Source organism: Streptomyces sp. T12, from assembly GCF_028736035.1.
Taxonomy (GTDB): Bacteria; Actinomycetota; Actinomycetes; order Streptomycetales; family Streptomycetaceae; genus Streptomyces.
In genome coordinates, this window is record NZ_CP117866.1 from 8,877,416 (window position 1) to 8,897,030 (window position 19,615).

Annotated in this window: 21 protein-coding genes and 2 pseudogenes; 18 read left to right on the plus strand and 5 right to left on the minus strand. The window is 70.3% G+C overall.

Features of this window, described 5'->3' with window-relative positions:
- Nucleotides 1–124: 124 nt before the first annotated feature.
- Nucleotides 125–1,771: an AMP-binding protein gene (locus PBV52_RS39810; RefSeq protein WP_274245508.1), complete on the plus strand. Its 1,647-nt coding sequence runs from the start codon at nt 125–127 to the stop codon at nt 1,769–1,771.
- A gap of 70 nt (nt 1,772–1,841) precedes the next feature.
- Here PBV52_RS39810 and PBV52_RS39815 read toward each other — a convergent pair whose 3' ends face one another.
- On the minus strand, nt 1,842–2,495 hold the full coding sequence (locus tag PBV52_RS39815) for a GntR family transcriptional regulator (protein ID WP_274245510.1): 654 nt from the start codon (nt 2,493–2,495) through the stop codon (nt 1,842–1,844).
- A 48-nt stretch (nt 2,496–2,543) separates the two neighbouring features.
- Nucleotides 2,544–3,227, minus strand: a complete 684-nt coding sequence (locus PBV52_RS39820) for a 4-carboxy-4-hydroxy-2-oxoadipate aldolase/oxaloacetate decarboxylase (protein WP_274245512.1) — start codon at nt 3,225–3,227, stop codon at nt 2,544–2,546.
- A gap of 205 nt (nt 3,228–3,432) precedes the next feature.
- On the opposite strand from PBV52_RS39820, the gene PBV52_RS39825 reads away from it, so the two are divergent.
- From PBV52_RS39825 to PBV52_RS39865, 9 genes are all read left to right on the plus strand, one after another.
- Nucleotides 3,433–4,182 (plus strand): PIG-L deacetylase family protein, encoded by a 750-nt coding sequence (locus PBV52_RS39825; protein WP_274245513.1) that lies wholly within the window; start codon nt 3,433–3,435, stop codon nt 4,180–4,182.
- Nucleotides 4,179–4,490: a hypothetical protein gene (locus tag PBV52_RS39830; protein WP_274245515.1), complete on the plus strand. Its 312-nt coding sequence runs from the start codon at nt 4,179–4,181 to the stop codon at nt 4,488–4,490. The genes PBV52_RS39825 and PBV52_RS39830 overlap by 4 nt, the downstream gene beginning before the upstream one ends.
- A gap of 107 nt (nt 4,491–4,597) precedes the next feature.
- The gene (locus PBV52_RS39835) at nt 4,598–5,632 is read left to right on the plus strand and encodes a PDR/VanB family oxidoreductase (protein ID WP_274245517.1); all 1,035 of its coding nucleotides are present in this window, start codon (nt 4,598–4,600) and stop codon (nt 5,630–5,632) included.
- Nucleotides 5,633–5,683: 51 nt separating this feature from the next.
- Complete coding sequence (locus PBV52_RS39840) at nt 5,684–6,730, plus strand: aromatic ring-hydroxylating dioxygenase subunit alpha (RefSeq protein ID WP_274245519.1); 1,047 nt, start codon at nt 5,684–5,686, stop codon at nt 6,728–6,730.
- Nucleotides 6,727–7,443, plus strand: coding sequence for an alpha/beta fold hydrolase (locus PBV52_RS39845; RefSeq protein WP_274245520.1), 717 nt, complete (start codon nt 6,727–6,729; stop codon nt 7,441–7,443). The genes PBV52_RS39840 and PBV52_RS39845 overlap by 4 nt, the downstream gene beginning before the upstream one ends.
- Nucleotides 7,444–7,466: 23 nt before the next feature.
- On the plus strand, nt 7,467–7,748 hold the full coding sequence (locus tag PBV52_RS39850; protein WP_274245522.1) for a muconolactone Delta-isomerase family protein: 282 nt from the start codon (nt 7,467–7,469) through the stop codon (nt 7,746–7,748).
- Nucleotides 7,745–8,491 (plus strand): SDR family NAD(P)-dependent oxidoreductase, encoded by a 747-nt coding sequence (locus tag PBV52_RS39855; protein ID WP_274245524.1) that lies wholly within the window; start codon nt 7,745–7,747, stop codon nt 8,489–8,491. Before PBV52_RS39850 ends, PBV52_RS39855 begins: the two co-directional genes overlap by 4 nt.
- 32 nt (nt 8,492–8,523) lie before the next feature.
- Nucleotides 8,524–8,883, plus strand: a complete 360-nt coding sequence (gene ligA / locus PBV52_RS39860) for a protocatechuate 4,5-dioxygenase subunit alpha (RefSeq protein WP_274245526.1) — start codon at nt 8,524–8,526, stop codon at nt 8,881–8,883.
- Nucleotide 8,884: 1 nt separating this feature from the next.
- The gene (locus PBV52_RS39865; protein WP_274249862.1) at nt 8,885–9,730 is read left to right on the plus strand and encodes a class III extradiol dioxygenase subunit beta; all 846 of its coding nucleotides are present in this window, start codon (nt 8,885–8,887) and stop codon (nt 9,728–9,730) included.
- Between the two features lie 131 nt (nt 9,731–9,861).
- Here PBV52_RS39865 and PBV52_RS39870 read toward each other — a convergent pair whose 3' ends face one another.
- Together PBV52_RS39870 and PBV52_RS39875 are read right to left on the minus strand one after the other, a co-directional pair.
- Nucleotides 9,862–10,737: an LLM class F420-dependent oxidoreductase gene (locus PBV52_RS39870; RefSeq protein WP_274245528.1), complete on the minus strand. Its 876-nt coding sequence runs from the start codon at nt 10,735–10,737 to the stop codon at nt 9,862–9,864.
- Between the two features lie 12 nt (nt 10,738–10,749).
- Nucleotides 10,750–11,325 carry a TetR/AcrR family transcriptional regulator gene (locus PBV52_RS39875; protein WP_274245530.1) on the minus strand — a complete coding sequence of 192 codons (576 nt, stop codon included), beginning with the start codon at nt 11,323–11,325 and terminating at the stop codon, nt 10,750–10,752.
- A 105-nt stretch (nt 11,326–11,430) separates the two neighbouring features.
- Here PBV52_RS39875 and PBV52_RS39880 point away from each other — a divergent pair, with 105 nt between their 5' ends.
- The 5 genes and pseudogenes from PBV52_RS39880 to PBV52_RS39900 form a co-directional block, all read left to right on the plus strand.
- Entirely contained in the window at nt 11,431–12,396 is a 966-nt protein-coding gene (locus PBV52_RS39880; RefSeq protein WP_274245533.1) for an SDR family NAD(P)-dependent oxidoreductase, read from the plus strand.
- A 49-nt stretch (nt 12,397–12,445) separates the two neighbouring features.
- Nucleotides 12,446–13,261, plus strand: coding sequence for an SDR family oxidoreductase (locus PBV52_RS39885; RefSeq protein ID WP_274245535.1), 816 nt, complete (start codon nt 12,446–12,448; stop codon nt 13,259–13,261).
- Nucleotides 13,262–13,352: 91 nt separating this feature from the next.
- Nucleotides 13,353–14,072 carry a YceI family protein gene (locus tag PBV52_RS39890; protein WP_274245536.1) on the plus strand — a complete coding sequence of 240 codons (720 nt, stop codon included), beginning with the start codon at nt 13,353–13,355 and terminating at the stop codon, nt 14,070–14,072.
- 63 nt (nt 14,073–14,135) lie between these two features.
- Nucleotides 14,136–15,083: a nuclear transport factor 2 family protein gene (locus PBV52_RS39895; RefSeq protein ID WP_274245538.1), complete on the plus strand. Its 948-nt coding sequence runs from the start codon at nt 14,136–14,138 to the stop codon at nt 15,081–15,083.
- 502 nt (nt 15,084–15,585) lie between these two features.
- Nucleotides 15,586–15,909: pseudogene (locus tag PBV52_RS39900) on the plus strand (transposase); the annotation flags it as partial.
- 351 nt (nt 15,910–16,260) lie between these two features.
- On the opposite strand, the pseudogene PBV52_RS39905 reads toward PBV52_RS39900, so the two are convergent.
- Nucleotides 16,261–16,353 (minus strand): annotated as a pseudogene (locus PBV52_RS39905) (GNAT family N-acetyltransferase); the annotation flags it as partial.
- A gap of 412 nt (nt 16,354–16,765) precedes the next feature.
- Here PBV52_RS39905 and pcaC point away from each other — a divergent pair.
- From pcaC to PBV52_RS39920, 3 genes are all read left to right on the plus strand, one after another.
- Nucleotides 16,766–18,064: a 4-carboxymuconolactone decarboxylase gene (pcaC, locus tag PBV52_RS39910; protein ID WP_274245540.1), complete on the plus strand. Its 1,299-nt coding sequence runs from the start codon at nt 16,766–16,768 to the stop codon at nt 18,062–18,064.
- A gap of 70 nt (nt 18,065–18,134) precedes the next feature.
- Nucleotides 18,135–18,770, plus strand: coding sequence for an MBL fold metallo-hydrolase (locus tag PBV52_RS39915; RefSeq protein ID WP_274245542.1), 636 nt, complete (start codon nt 18,135–18,137; stop codon nt 18,768–18,770).
- A 56-nt stretch (nt 18,771–18,826) separates the two neighbouring features.
- Complete coding sequence (locus PBV52_RS39920) at nt 18,827–19,606, plus strand: exodeoxyribonuclease III (RefSeq protein WP_274245543.1); 780 nt, start codon at nt 18,827–18,829, stop codon at nt 19,604–19,606.
- Nucleotides 19,607–19,615 lie beyond the last annotated feature (9 nt).

Sequence of the window (19,615 nt, forward strand, 5' to 3'; positions counted from 1 at the left end):
CCCCGCCTACCGTGAGGGAGAAGCGCCCCGTGGATCGCTACTCCCCCCAGACATCCACGGGGCGCTCCGGCCGCGCCCGGCCGTGCGGTCTGCCACCGCCCCGAGGACGAGGAGGTCCTGAGGTATGGACGTGTCCATCGGCACGATCTGGGAGGCGGTCTCCCGGGCCCTGCCCGACGCCGTCGCCATCACCGAGCCCGGCCGTGACACCACCTACCGGGAGTTCGACGAGCGCGCGTCACGGCTGGCCGCCGCGCTGGAAGCGGCCGGGGTGCGCGAGGGCGACACCGTGGCCTGCTACCTGTTCAACGGTTCCGCCTACCTGGAGACGGTCTTCGCCGCCTTCAAGCTCGGCGCCGTCCCGGTGAACGCCAACTACCGCTACACCGGCGAGGAACTCACCGAACTCCTCACCGACGCCGACGCCGCCGCGCTCGTCTTCAGCGGCGCCCTGGCCGACCGGGTCACGCACGCCGCCGGACACGTACGCACGCTGAAGCTGCTGGTGAGGGCGGGCGATCCACCCGCCGACGGCCCGGCCGGTCCCTCTGTGCCCGAACTGGAAGACCTGCTGGCGGCCCACGCACCACGCGAGCCGCAGCCGCGGCCCGGATCGGACCGGCTCTTCATGTACACCGGTGGGACCACCGGCAAGCCGAAGGGCGTGGTGTGGCGGCAGAGCGATCTGCTGCACTCCCTGGTGGTCCCGATCTTCCATCCGCTCGGTGTCACCGAACTCCCCGCGACGCTCGACGAGGCCGTGGCCATCGCGATCGAGGCACACCGTGAAGGTCGTGCACCGACCACCATGCCCGTCGTACCGCTCATGCACGCCACCGGGCTGTTCAACACCATGGGCGCCCTGATGGTGGGCGGCCGGGGGGTCACCGCGCGGCAGGGCGGCCTCGATCCGGAGCACGTCTGGCGCACCATCGCCGCGGAGCGGGTCGAGACGGTCATCGTCGCGGGCAACGCCGTGTGCCGACCGCTCGTCGACGAGCTGGTGCGGGCGGAACAGGCCGGTACGCCGCACGACCTGAACTCCGTGCGCAGGGTCCTCAGCTCCGGCACCGCTCTCAGCGATGCGCTCAAGAGCGCGCTGCACGAACGCGCCGAGGTCACGGTCATCGACGCCATCGCCTCCAGCGAAGGCGGTCCCTTCGCCTTCGCGATCACCTCGTCGGTACGCGACCTGCCCGCCCGATTCTTCCCCGTGCCCGCGACAAGAGTGGTCGGCCCCGGTGACCGGTTCGTCGAACCCGGCAGTGACGAGGTCGGGAACCTCGCCTACTGCGGGCCCATGCCCCTCGGCTACTACAAGGACACCGCCAAGAGCGCGACGACGTTCCGCACCATCGACGGGGTCCGGTACGCGATCCCCGGCGATCTCGCCCGGATCGAGGCCGACGGCGCGATCCGGTTCCTCGGACGCGGCTCCGGCGTGATCAACACCGGCGGGGAAAAGGTGCACCCGCAGGAAGTCGAGAACGTCCTGCTCTCGCACCCCGCGGTGAAGGACTGCGTCGTCGTCGGCGTCCCCGACGAGACCTGGGGAGAACGGGTGGCAGCCGTCGTGGCGGTCCCTCCCGGTACCACCGCCACCGGCGAGGAGCTGCGCGACTGGGTCCGGCGCAGCCTCGCCGGCTACAAGGTGCCGCGTTCCGTCGTCCTGACGGACGTCCTGTCGCGCACCCCCACCGGCAAGCTCGAAGTCGCCTGGGCCAGGAAGACGGTCCAGGACGCCGACGCGGGTGCCGGCGACGGAATGTGACAGTCGAGTGCCTGAAGCCCTGAACGGGAACGGCGGCCGGGCACATCGTGCCCTGCCGCCTCGCCGTGCCTCAGCTCGCGCGCTCCTGGCGGGCTTCGAGCGCCCGCAGCGCCTCCACCACGCTCGCCACGTGGTCCCGCATGGCCGTTTCGGCCGCCACCGGGTCCCCGGCCGCGATCGCCGCGATGATCCGCTGGTGCTGGGGCAGCGACGCGCGGGCCCGCCCCGGGACCAGGGACAGCATGAACTGGTGCCGGACCACCTGGGCCCGCAGTCGTTCGACGACCTGGTTGGCGGTCTCGTGGCCGGCGATGTCGCGCACACGGCGGTGCAGACGGGCGTTGAGGTCGCTGTACGCCATCAGTTCGCCGTCGGCGACCGCCCGAGCCATGTCCGCACCGATCGCGCGGAGCTCCTCGGCCTGCGCGGGGCTGACCCGCTCCGCCGCGCGAGCGGCGATCAGGCCCTCCAGGACCATCCGTACCTCCGTCACCTCGACCGCCTCGGCGAAGGAGATCTCCCGGACGCGGGCGCCGCGGTTGCGCTGGATCTCGACCAGGCCCTCCGTCGCCAGCTGCCGGAGTGCCGACCGCACCCCGGAGCGGCCGGCGCCGAACTGTTCGCAGAGGTCCGCCTCGATCAGGCGCTGTCGCGGCACGTAGTCACCGCGCAGCAGCGCGGCCCGGATCGCACCGGTGACGTCGTTTTCCACAGAAGTGCTCACGGTGTGCGGTCCCCATCCACCACAGGTCCAGGGCGAGAAAGCCGGCGGTCAGTCCTGGTAGGTGACGCCCAGTTCGGCGAGCCTGGCACGGAGCCCGTAGTAGTCGACGCCCAGCGTCCCGGAGCGCAGGACCTCGCGCGTCGCTGCCTCCTTGGCGATCCGCTTCTCGGCGAGTTCCGCCGCTTCCTCAGCCTCGGCGAGGGGCACCACGACCACGCCGTCGTCGTCGGCGACGATGACGTCACCGGGGTGGACGGACACCCCGCCCAGCGTCACGGGCACGTTGACCGAGCCCGGGGACGCCTTCACCGTGCCCTGGGCGGACACCGACCGGGCCCAGACGTGGAAGCCCATCTCCCTCAGCTCGGCGGTGTCGCGCACCCCGGCCGCCGTGACCAGCCCGATGACGCCCCGAGCGGCGAGGGAGGTCGCCAGCAGATCGCCGAACATGCCGTCCGTGGACGGCGAGGTGGTCGTCACCACCAGGATGTCGCCGGGCCGGCAGGCCTCCACGGCGGCGTGGATCATCAGGTTGTCCCCCGGGTGGGAACTCACCGTCACCGCCGGGCCGGCTATGCGCACGTTCCGCTGGTTCGGCCGCAGACCGGTCCCCGCGAAGCCGCGGCGGCCGATGGCCTCGTGGACGGTGGACACCCCGGCCTGCGCGAGCCGCGCGACGACCTCGGCGGTGGGCCGGGTGATGTTCCTGACGACGAGATGGTGGTTCGGCACGTCTCCTCCGGGTTTCTCCAGGTTCGATGCCGGGAGAATTCCCTACGTCAGCAGTATTGTCAACAATAAAGTCAGCGATATTGTGACATCTGTGGGACCAACCTCTTCCGTCCCGCACTCCTCTCGCGAAAACAGCGCTGCGGAACCGGAGCTCGCCCGGCACCGGTCGACGCACCCCTTCGCACTCGATCCCAAGGAGCCCCTCATGACCCACGACACGTCCACTCCGCCCGAGGGCGCGCTGCTGGTCGTCAGCGCGCACGCCGGCGACTTCGTCTGGCGGGCCGGCGGCGCCATCGCGCTGGCCGCCGAACGCGGTCAGCGTGTGAAGGTGCTGTGCCTGAGCTTCGGCGAGCGCGGCGAGTCCGCACGGGCCTGGCGGGACGGCCTGCGCCTCGACGAGATCAAGGAACTGCGCCGCACCGAGGCCTCCGACGCCGCGGCCGCGCTGGGCGCGGAGATCGAGTTCCTCGACGCCGGGGACTACCCGCTGCTGGAGACACCGGAGTTGGTGGACCGTATCGTGCGCGTGTACCGGGAGGTGAGCCCCGCGGTCGTCCTCACCCACACCCTCGCCGACCCCTACAACGGCGACCACCCGGCCGCCGCCCGCATGGCGCTCCAGGCCCGCGTGCTCGCCCAGGCGGTCGGCTACGACGCGCCCGGCGAACCGCTCGGCGCTCCCCCCGTGTTCTTCTTCGAACCGCACCAGCCGGAGCAGTGCGACTTCAAGCCGAACACCCTGCTGGACATCACCTCCGTCTTCGACAAGAAGCGCAAGGCCATGGAGTGCCTGGCCGCCCAGCAGCACATGTGGGACTACTACACCGACCTCGCCAAGCGGCGCGGCGTCCAGCTGAAGCGCAACGCCGGCCCCAACCTCGGCCTCTCGCACGGGACCATGGGCGAGGCGTACGTGCGGCTCTACCCCGAGACGACGGGGGTGCTGGCATGACGTCGGCGACGCACATCTGGGTGCCTTTCCGCGACACGTCCCTGTTCGTGGAGTTCGCGCGGGGGGCCGACGACCCGGACGGCTCCCCGGGTCACCAGGAGCTGCTGACCGACGTCGTCCCGTCGAACGGCGTCACGCGGGAGGACCGTTACGGCGAACCTCTGTGGCGGGTCGACGCCGAACATCTGCACGCCGTGGTGGAGGCCCTCTGGACCACGGACCACCCGCTGCACATCCACCTCGACCAGACACCCCGCAGCACGGCCGGGGGCCCGGCGGGCGTGACGAATGACGTAGGCGGGTCGTGACCTTTCGCCGTCCGGGTCCGGTCATTAGCGCGACGACCTGCGCGTTCCCCCCCGACTAGCGTCGACCGTGCCACCGCACCACCGACCGTGCCGAGGAGATGACGCACATGACGAGCCCGTCGACCGCCGCCCTGGACGCGCTCCCGCTCGGGACGGCAGCAGCCGCGGCCGGCCCGGCGCCACGCGAGACCGAGTACGACGGCACAATCACCGTACTGTCCCGGCGGACGGCGGCGGACGGTGTCGCCTCCTTGCTGCTCGCATCGCACGATGGCGTACCCCTGCCGCGCTGGCAGCCAGGCGCGCACATCGACGTGGTCCTCCCCACGGGTGCCGTCCGCCAGTACTCGCTGTGCGGCCCGGCGGCCGTCACCGACTGCTGGCGCATCGCGGTGCTGCGGGAGCCCGACGGACGCGGCGGATCGCAGTGGATCCACGACAACGTCCGCGAGGGAAGCGAGCTGCGGATACGCGGCCCGCGCAACAACTTCCCGCTGCGGCAGGCCAGGCGGTACCTGTTCGTCGCCGGCGGCATCGGCATCACCCCCCTACTGCCGATGATCGCCGAGGCTGCCGCGGCCGGGGCCGACTGGTCCCTGCTGTACGGGGGCCGGAGCCGCGCGTCCATGGCGTTCCTGTCCGAGCTGGAGGGCTACGGCGAGCGCGTGACCGTACGGCCGCAGGACGAGTACGGCCTGCTCGACCTCGCCGGTCACCTCGGTGAACTCTCCCCTTCCACCCTGGTGTACTGCTGCGGCCCGGCCGGGCTGATCGACGCGGTCGAGGCCCACTGCGCCACCTGGCCGGCGGGATCGCTCAACGTGGAGCGGTTCGCCGCGGCCCCGGGGCGGCACTCCGGTGACGGCGAGGGCGACGAACCGTTCGAGGTGGAGCTGCGCTCGTCGGGGGTGACGCTCACCGTGCAGCCGGGACAGTCGGTGCTCAGGGCCGTGGAAGCGGCGGGCGCACCGGTCATGTCCTCCTGCGAGGAGGGCATCTGCGGTTCCTGCGAGACCGCCGTCCTGGCGGGCGAGATCGACCACCGGGACTCCCTGCTCACCGATGACGAGCGGGCCGCCGGCGACACCATGCTGATCTGTGTCTCCCGCGCCCGCGGCGGCCGCCTCGTCCTGGACCTCTGACCGGACTTCTGACCGGACTTCTGACCGGACTTCTGAAAGGAGAGAGCCGCCATGCTCACTCAGCACGTCCGCAACGGCTGGTACCTGGGAGCCTGGTCCGACGAGATCGGCCGGACCCTCACGCAGCGCTGGATCACAGACCTCCCGGTCTGCTTCTACCGGCTGCCCGACGGAACCGTCACCGCGATCGAGGACCGCTGCCCCCACCGCAAGTACCCGCTGTCCCTGGGGCACTTGGACGACGAGGGCATCCTCCAGTGCGACTACCACGGCTACCGCTTCGACGGTCAGGGTGTGTGCGTCGGGGTCGCCGAGCAGGCCGACCGGCCCAAAGCGGCCCTGCGCCGCTTCCCGCTGGTCGAGCGGGACGGCGTCATCTGGATCTGGCCCGGCGCCCCCGAACTGGCCGATGAGAGCCTGCTTCCCGAAACCTCGTGGCTCACCGATCCCGACTGGACCCACGTGCACGGCGTCGTCCCGCTGAAGGCCCGGCACCTGCTGCTCCTGGAGAACCTGCTCGACCTCACCCACGAGACGTTCCTGCACCCGACGAGCATCGGCAACGCCGCCGTCGCCGCCACCCCGATCGACGTGACCGTGGACGGCGACCGCGTCGGTTTCAGCCGCCGGATGGTCGGCATCGAGGCCCCGCCGTTCTACGAGAAGTCCTGCGGGCTGACCTCTCCGGTGGACCGCTGGCAGGACGGCGACTTCTACCCGCCGGGCATCTTCGTCCTCAACATCCGCGTCGCCGCCACTGGGACCGAGGAACCGGAGGGCTTCCACATGAAGGTGCTCTACGGGATGACGCCGGCGCGCGGCAACGAGACGCACGACTTCTACGCCCTGGGCCGCGACTACCTCATCCACGACGAGGAGTTGACGAAATTCCAGCACGAGCAGCAGCTCGCGGTGATGCAGGAGGACGTCGACGCCCTGGAGGCGCAGGAGGTGATGTACGCCACCGATCCGGGCGGAAAGGCAGAGTCCAGCATCAGGTCCGACCTCGCCGCGCTGCGCGGACGCCGCGCGGTGGCGAAGATGCTGGCCCGCGAACAGCAGGGTGACAGCGCCCCGCGCACCAGGGCATCCGCATGAGCGGCCGCCACGTCTTCGTACTCCTCCACGGAGCCTGGCACGGCGGCTGGGTCTGGCAGCGCGTGGCACCGCTGCTGCGCGCGGCCGGGCACGAGGTGCACACCCCCACGCTGACCGGGGTGAGCGACCGTGCCCATCTCCTCACTCCCCAGGTCGGGCTCAGCACGCACGTCCAGGACGTGGTGGCGCTGATCGAGGCCCACGACGCCCGGGACGTCGTACTCGTCGGACACAGCTACGCCGGTCAGGTCGTCACCGGCGTCGCGGACCGCGTCCCGGACCGGCTGGCCAAACGGGTCCATCTCGACGCCTTCGTCGGCGACGACGGGGACGCGGCGATCGACCTGCTGCCCGACCGCATCGCCGGGCACTACCGGGAGTCCGTGTTGGGGCCCGGCTTCGGCTGGCTCATCCCGGTGCGCTCGCTGAGCGTGCTCGGCGTCGAGGACCAGGCGGACCTCGACTGGCTCGGCCCCCGGCTGACCCCGCACCCGTGGCTGACGTACACGGAGCCGCTGCGGCTGACCGGCAAGGCGGACCAGGTGCCCGGTGTCTTCGTCGAATGCATCGACTGGATGCGGGTGTTCACCCCGCACGCCGAGCGTGCCGCCGCCCGTGGTTGGCCGGTCCACGAGATCGCCACCGGCCACGAGGCCATGGTCACGGCCCCCGGTGAACTGGCCGAACTGCTGCTGGAGATCGCCGCAGCCTGACCCTCGTGAAGGGAACGCCCCGTATGGAATTCCTCGTCCGTACCGAGAACACCCTGCCCCCGGACACCCCCGACAACATCCGCGAGTCCCTGCGCAAGTACGAGCGTGAACGGGCCATGCAGCTGCGGGAGGCGGGCATCCTCAAGCGACTGTGGCGGGTCCCGGGCCGAGGCGCCACGATCGGCCTGTACGAGGCGGCCGATCCGGCGGAGCTGCACGACGCCCTGGTCTCCCTGCCGATGTGGAAGTGGATGGACATCACTGTGGAAGCGCTCGCCCCCCATCCGCAGGAGAAGGCACCGTGACGGGTTCGGACGGCGACGGTCCCCGGGTCGCGGTCGTCACGGGCGCTGCGGGTGGCCTGGGGAGCGCCATCGTCCACAGGCTGGCCGCGGACGGGTTCGCCGTCGCCGCACTGGACATGGCCGAACCGGACGGTACGAGCGGGGTCGTCCCCGGGGTACGGCACTGGCGCTGCGATGTCAGCGACCCGGCGGCGACCCGCCGGACGGTGGACGGGATAGTCCAGGCGTACGGCGGTGTGGACGTCCTGGTCAACAACGCCGGTCTGCTGTCCGGCCGGGCCAGTCTGCTGGAGACCACCCCTGAGGAACTCCACCGCTTCTTCGACGTCAACGCCGTCGGCCCGCTGCTCATGGTGCAGGCGTGCGTGCCGTGGCTGCGCGAGAGCCCGTACCGCGGGCGCGTCGTCAATGTGGCGTCCCGCACCTTCTTCACCGGCGCGCCGGGCCAGATCGCCTACGTGGCCGGCAAGGGCGCGCTCATCGGCATGACCCGGGTGATGGCGCGCGAGCTGGGCGAGCACCGGATCACGGTCAACGCGGTGGCGCCCGCCCAGGTCGCGACCCCCGGGACCCGGGCGCACTCCGGCGACGAGGTCTTCACCGCGACCATGCGGCAGCAGGCGATCAAGGAGTTCGTCACCCCGGAGCACTTCGCGGGGCTGGTGTCGTATCTCGCTTCCCCGGACGCGGTCATGGTCACCGGCCAGACGCTCGTCTGCGACGGCGGCGGACTCCTGCACTGACCGGCATGGCACCACGGAAGGAGAGCAACGGGATGTCGTCCAGCAGCACGCCGAAGGTCCCCGGCACCTACGTCTTCGACGCCGCGGAAAGCCGCCGCGGACAGGCCCTGAACCGGCTCTGCGGTTCGCTCAAACACGCCGGGAACCGGGCGAAGTTCAAGGCCGACGAAGCCGCCTACTGCGACGCGTACGGCCTCACGGCCGAGCAGCGGGACGCCGTCCTGCACCGGGACTGGAACCGGATGATGGAGCTGGGCGGCTCCATCTTCTACGTCTTCAAGCTCGCCATGGTCGACCAGAAGTCCATGCAGTACCTCGGCGGTGTCTTCACCGGCATGACCACCGAGGAGTTCGCACAGGCGCTCAGAGCGGGAGGGCGGAGCTTTGGCTGAGGTGATCTGGGGACTGGCCACCTCGCACGTGCCGTCGATCGGTGCGGCCATGGACCACGGAAAGACCGACGATCCGTACTGGAAGCCGCTGTTCGACGGGTACGCGCCGGCGCGTGAGTGGATGGCCCGGCACACCCCTGACGTGGTGGTCGTCGTCTACAACGACCACGCCAACGCGGTCGATCTGAGTGTCACGCCGACCTTCGCGGTCGGCACGGCCCCGTCGTACACGGTGGCCGACGAGGGGTGGGGCAGCCGCCCCGTCCCGGTCGTCACCGGCGCCCCGGAGTTCTCCGACCACCTCGTCGAGAGCCTCGTCGACGCGTCCTTCGACATCACGGTGTTCCAGGAACTCGACGTGGACCACGGCCTGACGGTGCCGTTGTCGGTGTACTGTCCCGACCCCGGTGAAAGCTGGCCGTGCGCGGTGGTCCCCCTCCTGGTGAACGTCATCCAGTACCCGCAGCCGACCGCCGCCCGCTGCCTGGCCCTGGGCCACGCGCTCGGCGCGGCGATCCGGTCCTTCCCCGAGAACCTCAAGGTCGCCGTCTTCGGCACCGGAGGCATGTCCCACCAGCTGGCCGGTGCCCGCGCGGGACTCATCAACCAGGACTTCGACCGGATGTTCCTCGACGCGATCGAGCACGACCCGGAGAAGCTGGCGGCGCTGACCCGTGAGGAGTACATCCGCGAGGCCGGCTCCGAGGGCATCGAACTCATCATGTGGCTGATCATGCGTGGTGCGCTGGGTCCCCGGATCCGCCGCGTGCACGAGACGTACCACGTGCCCGCGTCGAACACCGCGGCCGGGATGGTGCTGTTCGAGAACCTGAGCGCTCGTTGCTGACGGCTGTCCGGTGGCTCATGCGCCATTCTCCGCATCACCGCCGGGAGCCGGTGACTTCCTTCTGCGTCTGCGACCGTCGTGCGGCGGGCCCCTCGTGCGTGTGGAGCACGTGGGGCCCTTGTGTCACGCCGTCAGCCCAGTCCGGCCAGCGCCTTCGCCGCCGGCGCCGCGCGGTGCTCGATCCAGCGCGCCGGGGCGCCGTCCGGCGGGACGATGATGGCTTCGTCGATGCCCAGCGCGGCGTACTCGGCCATGGCCTCGGCGAAGCCGTCGAGCGTGCCGCCGGGGTCCATGTAGAGGACGGTCTTCCTGATGGTTGTGTAGTCGCGGCCCACGTCATCGCAGTGACCGCGCAGCACCTTCAGCTTGTGCGCGACCTCCTGGGGGCTGGACGTGAAGAGGTTGCAGGCGTCCGCGTACCGGGCGACGAGCCGCAGGGTCTTCTTCTCCCCACCGCCGCCGATCATGATCTCCGGATGCGGGGCGCTCACGGGCGCCGGGACGCAGAGTGTCTCGGCCAGCCGGTAGTGCCTGCCCTCGAAGGGGCCGTTGGCCTGCGGGTCCCACATCTGCTTGCAGACGCGCAGGGTCTCCTCCAGCCGCTCGAAGCGCTCGCCGGTCGGCGGGAACGGCACTCCGAGGCCGGTGTGCTCACGCTGGTACCAGGCTGCGCCGATGCCGAGGAACGCCCGGCCGCCGGAGAGCACGTCGAGCGTGGTGACGATCTTGGCCAGCAGCCCGGGATGACGGTACGTCACCCCGGTGACGAGCAGGCCGAGTCGGGTCGTCGAGGTGTGGGCCGCGAGATGGCCGAGGGTGGTGTAGCCCTCCAGCATGGGCTCCGTCGCGGTGAGGCCGTACGCCTCCATCTGGAAGTAGTGGTCCATGACGGAGAGCCGGCTGAAGCCGGCCTCCTCCGCGGCCGCACCCGCCGCGGCCAGCTCGGGTCCGAGGGCGGCCGGGCCGTCGGGGTGGTCGAAGCGGGCGATGTGTACGCCCAGTCGCATGAGTTCTCCAGTTCAGTCGGCGCGGTAGCGGAGTCCGTCGAGGAGCAGATCGAGCATGCGGCCCGCGCGGTCGCGCAGCCCCATGTCGGTGGTGATCAGCAGGATGCCGCCGAGGCTGAAGCCGACGTCGAGAGGGTCGACGTCGGAGCGCAGGACGCCCGCCTCGGCCCCGGCCTTCAGCAGCGTGCTGATGGCCGTGCTGATCCGGTCCAGGCTCTCGGCGAACGGGTCCGAGTCGCCGGAGGCGATGACGGCCTTCAACGCGTCCGCCATGCCCTGCTTGGTGGCCAGATAGTCGATGAACCGGTCCATCCACACCCGCATCGCCTGGTCGGGCGGGTATTGCGCCAGCAGTTCCTCGGCGCTGTCGCAGACCCGCGCGACCTCGTTGCGGTATGCGGCCTCAAGCAGGGCCTCCCGGGTGGGGAAGTGCCGGTACAGCGTGCCGATACCCACACCGGCCTCTTTGGCGATGGCCTCGAGCGACACGTCCGTGCCCCGCTCGGAGAAGGCGCGTACGGCCACGTCGAGCAGGCGTTGCCGATTGCGGCGCGCGTCGGCACGCAGTCCGCGTGTGTTGCCGGTCACAGCATTCCTTTCTCCTGGACAACCGGAGGATCCTCCGCTTAAAGTTCAAGCAAAGCGGAGGTTCCTCCGCTTTTTGATCGTAGCAAACCGGGAGCACGTGCCGACATGACCACGAGCACACGCATCACCACCCCCTTCCATGCCGGATCCATGGCCGCCGACGTCATCGCGGGCACGGATCTCACCGGCCGCCGCGCCGTCGTCACCGGAGCCGCCTCCGGCATCGGCGTGGAGACCGCCCGGGCGCTCGCCGGGGCCGGCGCGCAGGTCGTCCTCGCCGTGCGGGACACGGCCGCCGGCCGCCGCACCGCGGAGGACATCAAGGTCACCACCGGCTCCGAGGGCGTGACGGTCGCCTCCCTGGATCTGACCGATCCGGCGTCCGTCGAGGCGTTCGTGACCGCATGGCAAGGGCCGCTGCACATCCTCGTCAACAACGCGGGCGTGATGGCGACTCCGGAGACCCGGACGCCACAGGGCTGGGAGTTGCAGTTCGCCACCAACCACCTGGGGCACTTCGCCCTCGCCACCGGGCTGCACGGCGCTCTCGCGGCGGCCGGCGGTGCGCGCGTGGTGTCGGTGAGCTCCAGCGGACACCTCTTCTCACCCGTCGTCTTCGACGACCTCCACTTCACCGAGCGGCCGTACGACCCGTGGCTCGCCTACGGGCAGTCCAAGACGGCCAACGTGCTGTTCGCGGTCGAGGCCGGCCGGCGCTGGTCCGACGACGGGATCGCGGTCAACGCGCTGATGCCCGGCGGGATCCGGACCAACCTGATGCGTCATATCGGGGACGCCGAGATGGCGCAGTTCGGGGCCCACCTCCAGGCCCTGATCGGCGAGGGAACGCAGCCGCCCGAGCTGTCCCTCAAGACGGTGGAGCAGGGGGCCGCGACCTCGGTGCTGCTGGCCGCGTCGCTCGTGGTCGACGGCGTCACCGGCCGGTACTTCGAGGACTGCGACGAGGCCGAACCGCACCGGCCCGGCACCAACACCGGGGTCGCCGCGCACGCCGTGGACCCGGAGGCGGCCGCGCGTCTGTGGCAGGTCTCCGAGCAGCTCCTGGCCTGACCTCCCATTCCATATTCCATCAACTCCCTTTTCCCACTGGAAGGTTCTCGTGTCCAAGACCTGGTTCGTCACCGGCTCGTCCCGCGGTTTCGGCCGCGCGTTCGTCGAGGCCGCGCTGGATCGCGGAGACTCGGTCGCCGCGACCGCGCGGAACACGGAGTCCCTGACGGACCTCGCGATCACCTACGGCGAGCAGTTGCTCGCGCTGCCCCTGGACGTCACCGACAAGACCGCCGCGTTCGACGCGGTCCACAAGGCCCACGCGCACTTCGGCCGACTGGATGTCGTCGTCAACAACGCCGGCTACGGCCACTTCGGCATGGTCGAGGAGCTGACCGAGGCCGAGGCGCGCGACCAGATGGAAACGAACTTCTTCGGCGTGCTCTGGGTCACCCAGGCCGCGCTGCCGCTGCTGCGCGCCCAGGGCGGCGGCCACATCGTCCAGGTCTCCTCCGTCGGCGGCGTGCTCTCCTTTCCGAGCCTCGGTGTCTACGCCGCCTCCAAGTGGGCGGTGGAGGGGCTGTCCGAGGCCCTGGCCGCCGAGGTCGCCGGGCAGAACATCAAGGTCACCCTGGTCGAGCCCGGCCCCTACCCCACCGACTGGCCCGGCGCCTCCGCGGTCAACTCCGAGCCCGACCCGCTCTACGGCGGAGTCCGTCAGGCCCTGGCCGAGGGCCTGGACCTGTCCGACATGGGCGATCCGAAGGCCGTCGGTCCCGCCCTGCTGACGATCGTGGATACCGAGAACCCGCCGCTGCGGGTGTTCTTCGGCAGGCCGCCGATCCAGCTGGCCAAGGACCACTACGCGCGCAAGCTGGCCACCTGGGCCGAGTGGGAGCACGTCTCCCTCGCCGCCCACGGCTGACCCCATGGCATTCATGGCCCAGGGTGCTTTCTAGCCCAGTACTTGAACTTTCAAGATCGACTACTCGACCATCTGCCTCTCGGAGGAACCAATGGCACGCACCACACCCAGACGCTGGAAGCGCTGGCTGATCGTCGGCGTTGCCGCCGCCGCCCTCGTGGGCGTCGGAGGCCCGTACGTCTACATCAACTACATCCAGGACGACCCACCAGCCGCGCTGTCACTCGACAGTCCACCGGCCACGCCGGAGAGCACCTCCGGCTCCGGCTCCGGCGAGCAGGCGGGGGAGGGCGTCGAGGGCGCGTGGCGGGTCGGCAGCGGTTCGCAGGCCGGCTACCGCGTCGACGAGGTGCTCTTCGGCCAGAACGTCACGGCCGTGGGCCGTACCGAAGAGGTCACCGGAGAGCTGGAGATCGAGGGCACCCGGGCTGTCGGCGGGAGCTTCACCGTCGACCTGGCCTCGGTGGAGAGCGACTCCGACCAACGCGACAGCCAGTTCCGCGGCCGGATCATGAACACCGAGCGGTACCCGAACGCCGTCTTCGAGCTCACCGAGTCCGTGGACTTCGGCTCGGTGCCGGACGTGAACGAACAGGTCACCGGCGAGGCCACGGGGGATCTGACCATCCACGGCGAGACCAATTCCGTCACGTTCGACCTCACCGCCCAGCGCACCGCCGACGGCTTCCGCGTGAACGGCTCGATCCCCGTCACCTTCGCCGACTACGGCATCGACGCACCGAACTTCGGCGGGATCGCCGTCGAGGACGAGGGGACCGTCGAGTTCCTCCTCGCCTTCAGCCCCGCGTGATTCCGCCGCCCACAGCTACTACGTAACGCATCGCTCATCGCACCCGTATTGGAGAACACCGTCATGAGCAAGACCCACTTGTCCAGGAGGACCGTCGCCGCTCTGCTGGCCACGGCGACCATCGGATCCATGGCCGGATTCGTGCCCGCCGCCACGGCGTCCGCTCCCGCCTCCTCCCTGAACGTCGCGGACTCCCTGCAGGCGAACCCCCACGCCGAGGAGCGCAACAAGCGCGTCGCCGTCCACGTGCTCAGGCAGCTCTTCGAGGAAGGCAACCTCAGCGTCGCCGACCAGTACATCCGTGCGGACTACATCCAGCACAACCCGATGGCCCCCGACGGCCGGGAGGCCATCAAGAACTTCATCCGCGACTGGCACGCGCAGTTCCCGGACCACGTGTACAACGTCAAGCGGGTCCTCGCCCAGGGCGACCTGGTCATGGTGCACTCCAACCCGGTCTTCGAGCCCGGCACCCGCGGTTCGTCCGTGGTCGACATCTTCCGCTTCGACAAGAAGGGCATGATCGCCGAGCACTGGGACGTGGTCCAGGAGGTACCGGAGACCACCGTCAACGGCAACGACATGTTCGGCACAGTCAGCCAGCCGCGCACGAACCAGCCCGGCCCCCGCTGGGTGACCCCCTTCAGCCAGGAGGTGGCGACCGCCTACTTCGACACACTCCTCGTCGACAAGAACCCCGACGCGGTCAGGTACCTGACGCCGGAGTACTACCAGCACAACCCCACCATCCCCAACGGCTCGGCCGGCCTGCGCGAGCAGTTCACCAACTTCTTCCAGCAGTTCCCGAACCTGATCGTGGAACGCAAGCGCGTCATCGCCGAAGGCGACCTCGTGGCCATCCACGCCCACTACCGCCTCAACCCCGAGGACCGCGGCCAGGCCGTCGTGGACATCTTCCGCGTCGGCAAGCACGGCAAGATCCTCGAGCACTGGGACTCCGTCCAGGACGTGCCGTCGACCCCTCCCCTCAACGACAACACCATGTTCTGAGCCGATTCCGCCACGAGGGCTTGCTATGAGCATCGGAAGAACAAGAAGCCACTGGTGACACGGTTCGGTGGGATCCCACTCCAGCGGCAGCGGTCGGCGGGAATCGCCGACCGCTGCCGCTCCGGGTCTCTGCGGAAGCAAGGGCAATGTGCTGGTGCGTCATGTCCGTGCTCTCGCCGACCTCGCGCATGCCGGATGGCGGCCTTCGACCGGGCGCGCGTAATGCCGCACCGGCGTCGCAAGACCGTTGTGGCCTGTGATACCTGCCATGACCGAATCCACGCAAAACGGCCTGCCAATCCATTCACGCAGTAGTCGCTGGAGGGCCGGATGACCGGGAAACCGTCATGTCCGGTTCGGCGGGGAGGCCGCGCGGAGCCGGCAGGCACCTCGCCGCGCGGCCTTCCCGGCCTCCCGAGCGACAGCGCGGCCGGCCACTTGCTGCCGTCGGCGAACAGCGCCTTGTACCAGCCCAGCGTCCACGCGTCCGGGGGGAAGGAGGGCCCAGCCGGGCCAGAACGCGGTCCGGGCCCAGGTCGACACCGTCGCCGATATGCTCGGCGGCCAGTTCCCCAAGGTCAAACAGATGCTGCTGGAAGCGAAGGACGACCTGACCGCCTTCGCCGTCTTCCCGGAACGGCACTGGAAGAAGATCCAGTCGACGAATCCCCTGGAGCGGATCAACCGGGAGATCAAACGCCGCAGCGACGTCGTCCAGGTCTTCCCCAACGACGACGCACTGCTGCGGCTGGTCACCGCCGTGCTGTTCGAGATGCACGACGAGTGGATCGCCTCCCCCCGCCGCTACCTGCCCGAAGGCAGCGTTCGTCGCACAAGGCCACGCTCGCCACGGCCGTCCTCCTCGCCACGCTCTGCGCTCCGGCCGCGCAGGGCGCCGATCCTCCGGCGGCAACAGGCAGCCCGTCCGCGCTGGCCCGCTATGACGACCTGCGGCCCACCTTGCACCGCTGCGACACCTGGACTCCCTCGCACTGTCAGCGCACTTGGCGCGGCTTGCGCGGATCATCATGGCGACGCCTTCGACGACAACGCCGCCGCGCTCAACCGGGCCACTCGTCCTGGTCGAGCGCGCAGTACAGCGGGCTGTTGGTGGCCGGGCCGCGGGGGTCGAAGCCGATCACGTCGTGCCTACGGCAACACCATCGAGCACGGCGTCCGCGTAGTTCGGCAGGTGGAGGAGTGGGGCGCGCACTTCGGCGTACACGTCGAGGAGGTGGCCGCGGGCGGTGTCGAGGGTGGTGAACGTGCGCCCGGTGCGCGAGTTCGCCGGCTACCAGCCGAACGAGACCTCGCTGTAGCCCGCGCATCCGGCTACGGTCGAGCCTTCTACCAAGCGTTCACCGTGTGTGGTGTTCAAGCTGCTGTTGGGCGGGATTCCGGGAAATTTCCAGGTGAGTCACGCCGAGCCTCGTCCGTGCCACCACACTCGATGCTGCAACCCGAACCGCCTGTGAGGCCGTGATCAAAGAGGAAAGCGTTGCTCGTCGCGACTGAAGGAGCGCACGCGCCCGGAGGGCCCGCTGCCGACACGGCCACGAGTACATGCCGGAGAACGTATACCTGGGTTCTCGTCGGAGGTCCGGCAGTGCCGGAGCGGGGCAAGGCCCGCTCGGTCCACCCCGGCGATGTGACATCTCGTGACAGATGAGAGGGTCAGGCGGGTGAGTGAGACACCGATGAACACCCTGCAATACCGCTTTGACGGGCCAGAAGACGCACCTGTCCTGATCCTCGGTCCCTCACTGGGTACAACATGGCACATGTGGGACCGGCAGGTCCCCGAGCTGACGCAGCAGTGGCGCGTCTTCCGGTTCGACATGCCGGGACACGGCGGCGCGCCCGCGTACCCGGCGGGCTCCGTCGCGGACCTCGCCGAACGGCTGCTCGCGACCCTCGACGGCCTCGGCGTACAGCGCTTCGGCTACGCGGGCTGCGCGCTCGGCGGCGCCCTCGGCATCGAACTCGCCCTGCGCCACCCGGAGCGGATCGCCTCGCTCGCCCTGATCGCCGCCTCGCCCCGCTTCGGCACGGCCGACGAGTTCCGGCAGCGGGGTGTGATCGTGCGTACGAACGGCCTCGACCCCATCGCCCGTTCCTCGCCGGACCGCTGGTTCACCTCCGGCTTCGCCGCCGCCCAGCCCGCGATCACCGAGTGGGCCGTACAGATGGTGCGCACCACCGACCCCGGCTGCTACATCGCCGCCTGTGAGGCACTCGCCTCTTTCGACGTACGGTCACAGCTCTCCGGCGTCGCCGTGCCCACCCTCGTCCTCGTCGGCTCGGACGACCAGGTCACCGGCCCCGCCGAGGCCCGCACCCTGGTCGCCGGCATACCGGACGCTCGCCTGGCCGTCGTCCCCGGCGCCTCCCACCTGGTGCCGGTGGAGCAGCCCGCCGCCGTCACCGACCTGCTGGTCCGGCACTTCTCCACCGCCTGGCAGCCCGCCTACGACTCCTCCACCGGCCAGATCGCCATCCTGGCCGCCCCCGCCAAGCCGGTCCTGGCCGCGCCCCCGCAGCCCGCGCCCATCGCCGAGATAGCCCCGGCCGCCGTACAACAACCGCAGACGGCGGGACGGCCCGACCCGTACGACGCCGGCATCAAGGTCCGCCGCGAGGTCCTCGGCGACGCGCACGTGGACCGGGCGCTGTCGCAGGCGGACGAGTTCTCGGGGGACTTCCAGGAGTTCATCACCCGGTACGCGTGGGGCGAGATCTGGGACAGACCCGGCCTCGACCGGCGCTCGCGCAGCTGTGTCACCCTCACCGCCCTGGTCGCGGGCGGCCACATGGACGAACTCGCCTTCCACACCCGCGCCGCCCTGCGCAACGGCCTCACCCCGAGCGAGATCAAGGAAGTGCTGCTGCAGGCCGCCGTCTACTGCGGCGTACCGGCCGCGAACAGCGCGTTCAAGGTGGCGCAGCAGGTGATAAGGGAGGAGACCACTCCCACGGAGTGAGCGCCGGCCAGGCACCGCAAGCACCACCCTGAGCCGCCCATCGACCGGGCGGCGGGGGCAGGATGGTGCCATGAAGCTCACGAAGAAGTCGCACGCCTGCGTCCGCCTCGAGAAGGGCGGGCGCACGCTCGTTCTCGACCCCGGAGGGTTCAGCGAGGAGGACGCCGCGGTCGGCGCGGATGCGATCCTCGTCACGCACGAGCACCCCGACCACTTCGACGAGGCGCATCTGCGGGCGGCCATGGAGGCCAACCCCGCCGCCGAGATCTGGACGCTCGCGTCCGTGGCGGAGCAGATCTCGGCGGCCTTCCCGGGCCGCGTGCACACCGTCGGCCACGGCGACACCTTCACCGCGGCGGGCTTCGACGTTCAGGTCCACGGCGAACTGCACGCCGTCATCCACCCGGACATCCCGCGCATCACGAACGTCGGCTATCTCATCGACGGCGGCAAGGTGTTCCACCCCGGCGACGCCCTGACCGTGCCGGACCACCCCGTCGAGACGCTGATGCTCCCGGTCATGGCGCCCTGGAGCAAGATCTCGGAGGTCATCGACTACGTCCGCGAGGTCAAGCCGCAGCGTGCCTACGACATCCACGACGCCCTGCTCACCGACCTGGCCCGCCCGATCTACGACCGTCAGATCGGCGGCCTGGGCGGCTCGGAGCACCTGCGTCTGACGCCGGGGGACTCGGCGGAGGTGTGAGCGGCCCCACGCTGGGCGGGGCCGGGCTGTCAGTCCCGCCCGGTAGGTTGTCAGGCATGCGCATCGCGACCTGGAACGTGAACTCGATCACCGCCCGCCTGCCGAGGCTTCTGGCCTGGCTGGAGAGCAGCGGCACCGACGTGCTGTGCCTCCAGGAGGCCAAGGTCGCCGAGGAGCAGTTCCCGTTCGACCCGCTGCGGAACCTCGGCTACGAGGCGGCGGTCAACGCCACCGGCCGGTGGAACGGCGTGGCGGTGCTCTCCCGCGTAGGCCTCAAGGAGGTCGTCAAGGGACTCCCCGGCGACCCCGGCTACGACGGCGCCGAGGAGCCCCGCGCCATCTCCGCGACCTGCGGCCCGCTCCGCGTCTGGTCGGTGTATGTGCCGAACGGCCGTGAGGTGGATCACCCTCACTACGCCTACAAGCTCCAGTGGTTCGAGGCCCTCAAGGCGGCCGTCGCCGGTGACGCGGGCGGCAGCCGCCCGTTCGCGGTGATGGGCGACTACAACGTGGCGCCGACGGACGACGACGTCTACGACGTGGCCGCCTTCGAGGGCCTCACCCACGTCACCCCCGCCGAGCGCGCCGCCCTCGCCTCCCTGCGCGAGTCCGGCCTGTCCGACGTCGTCCCCCGCCCCCTCAAGTACGACCACCCGTACACCTACTGGGACTACCGCCAGCTCTGCTTCCCCAAGAACCGCGGCATGCGCATCGACCTGGTGTACGGCAACGAGCCGTTCGCCAAGGCGGTCACCGACTCCTACGTGGACCGCGAGGAGCGCAAGGGCAAGGGCGCCTCGGACCATGCGCCGGTGGTCGTGGACCTGGACGTCTAGGCGCCGTCC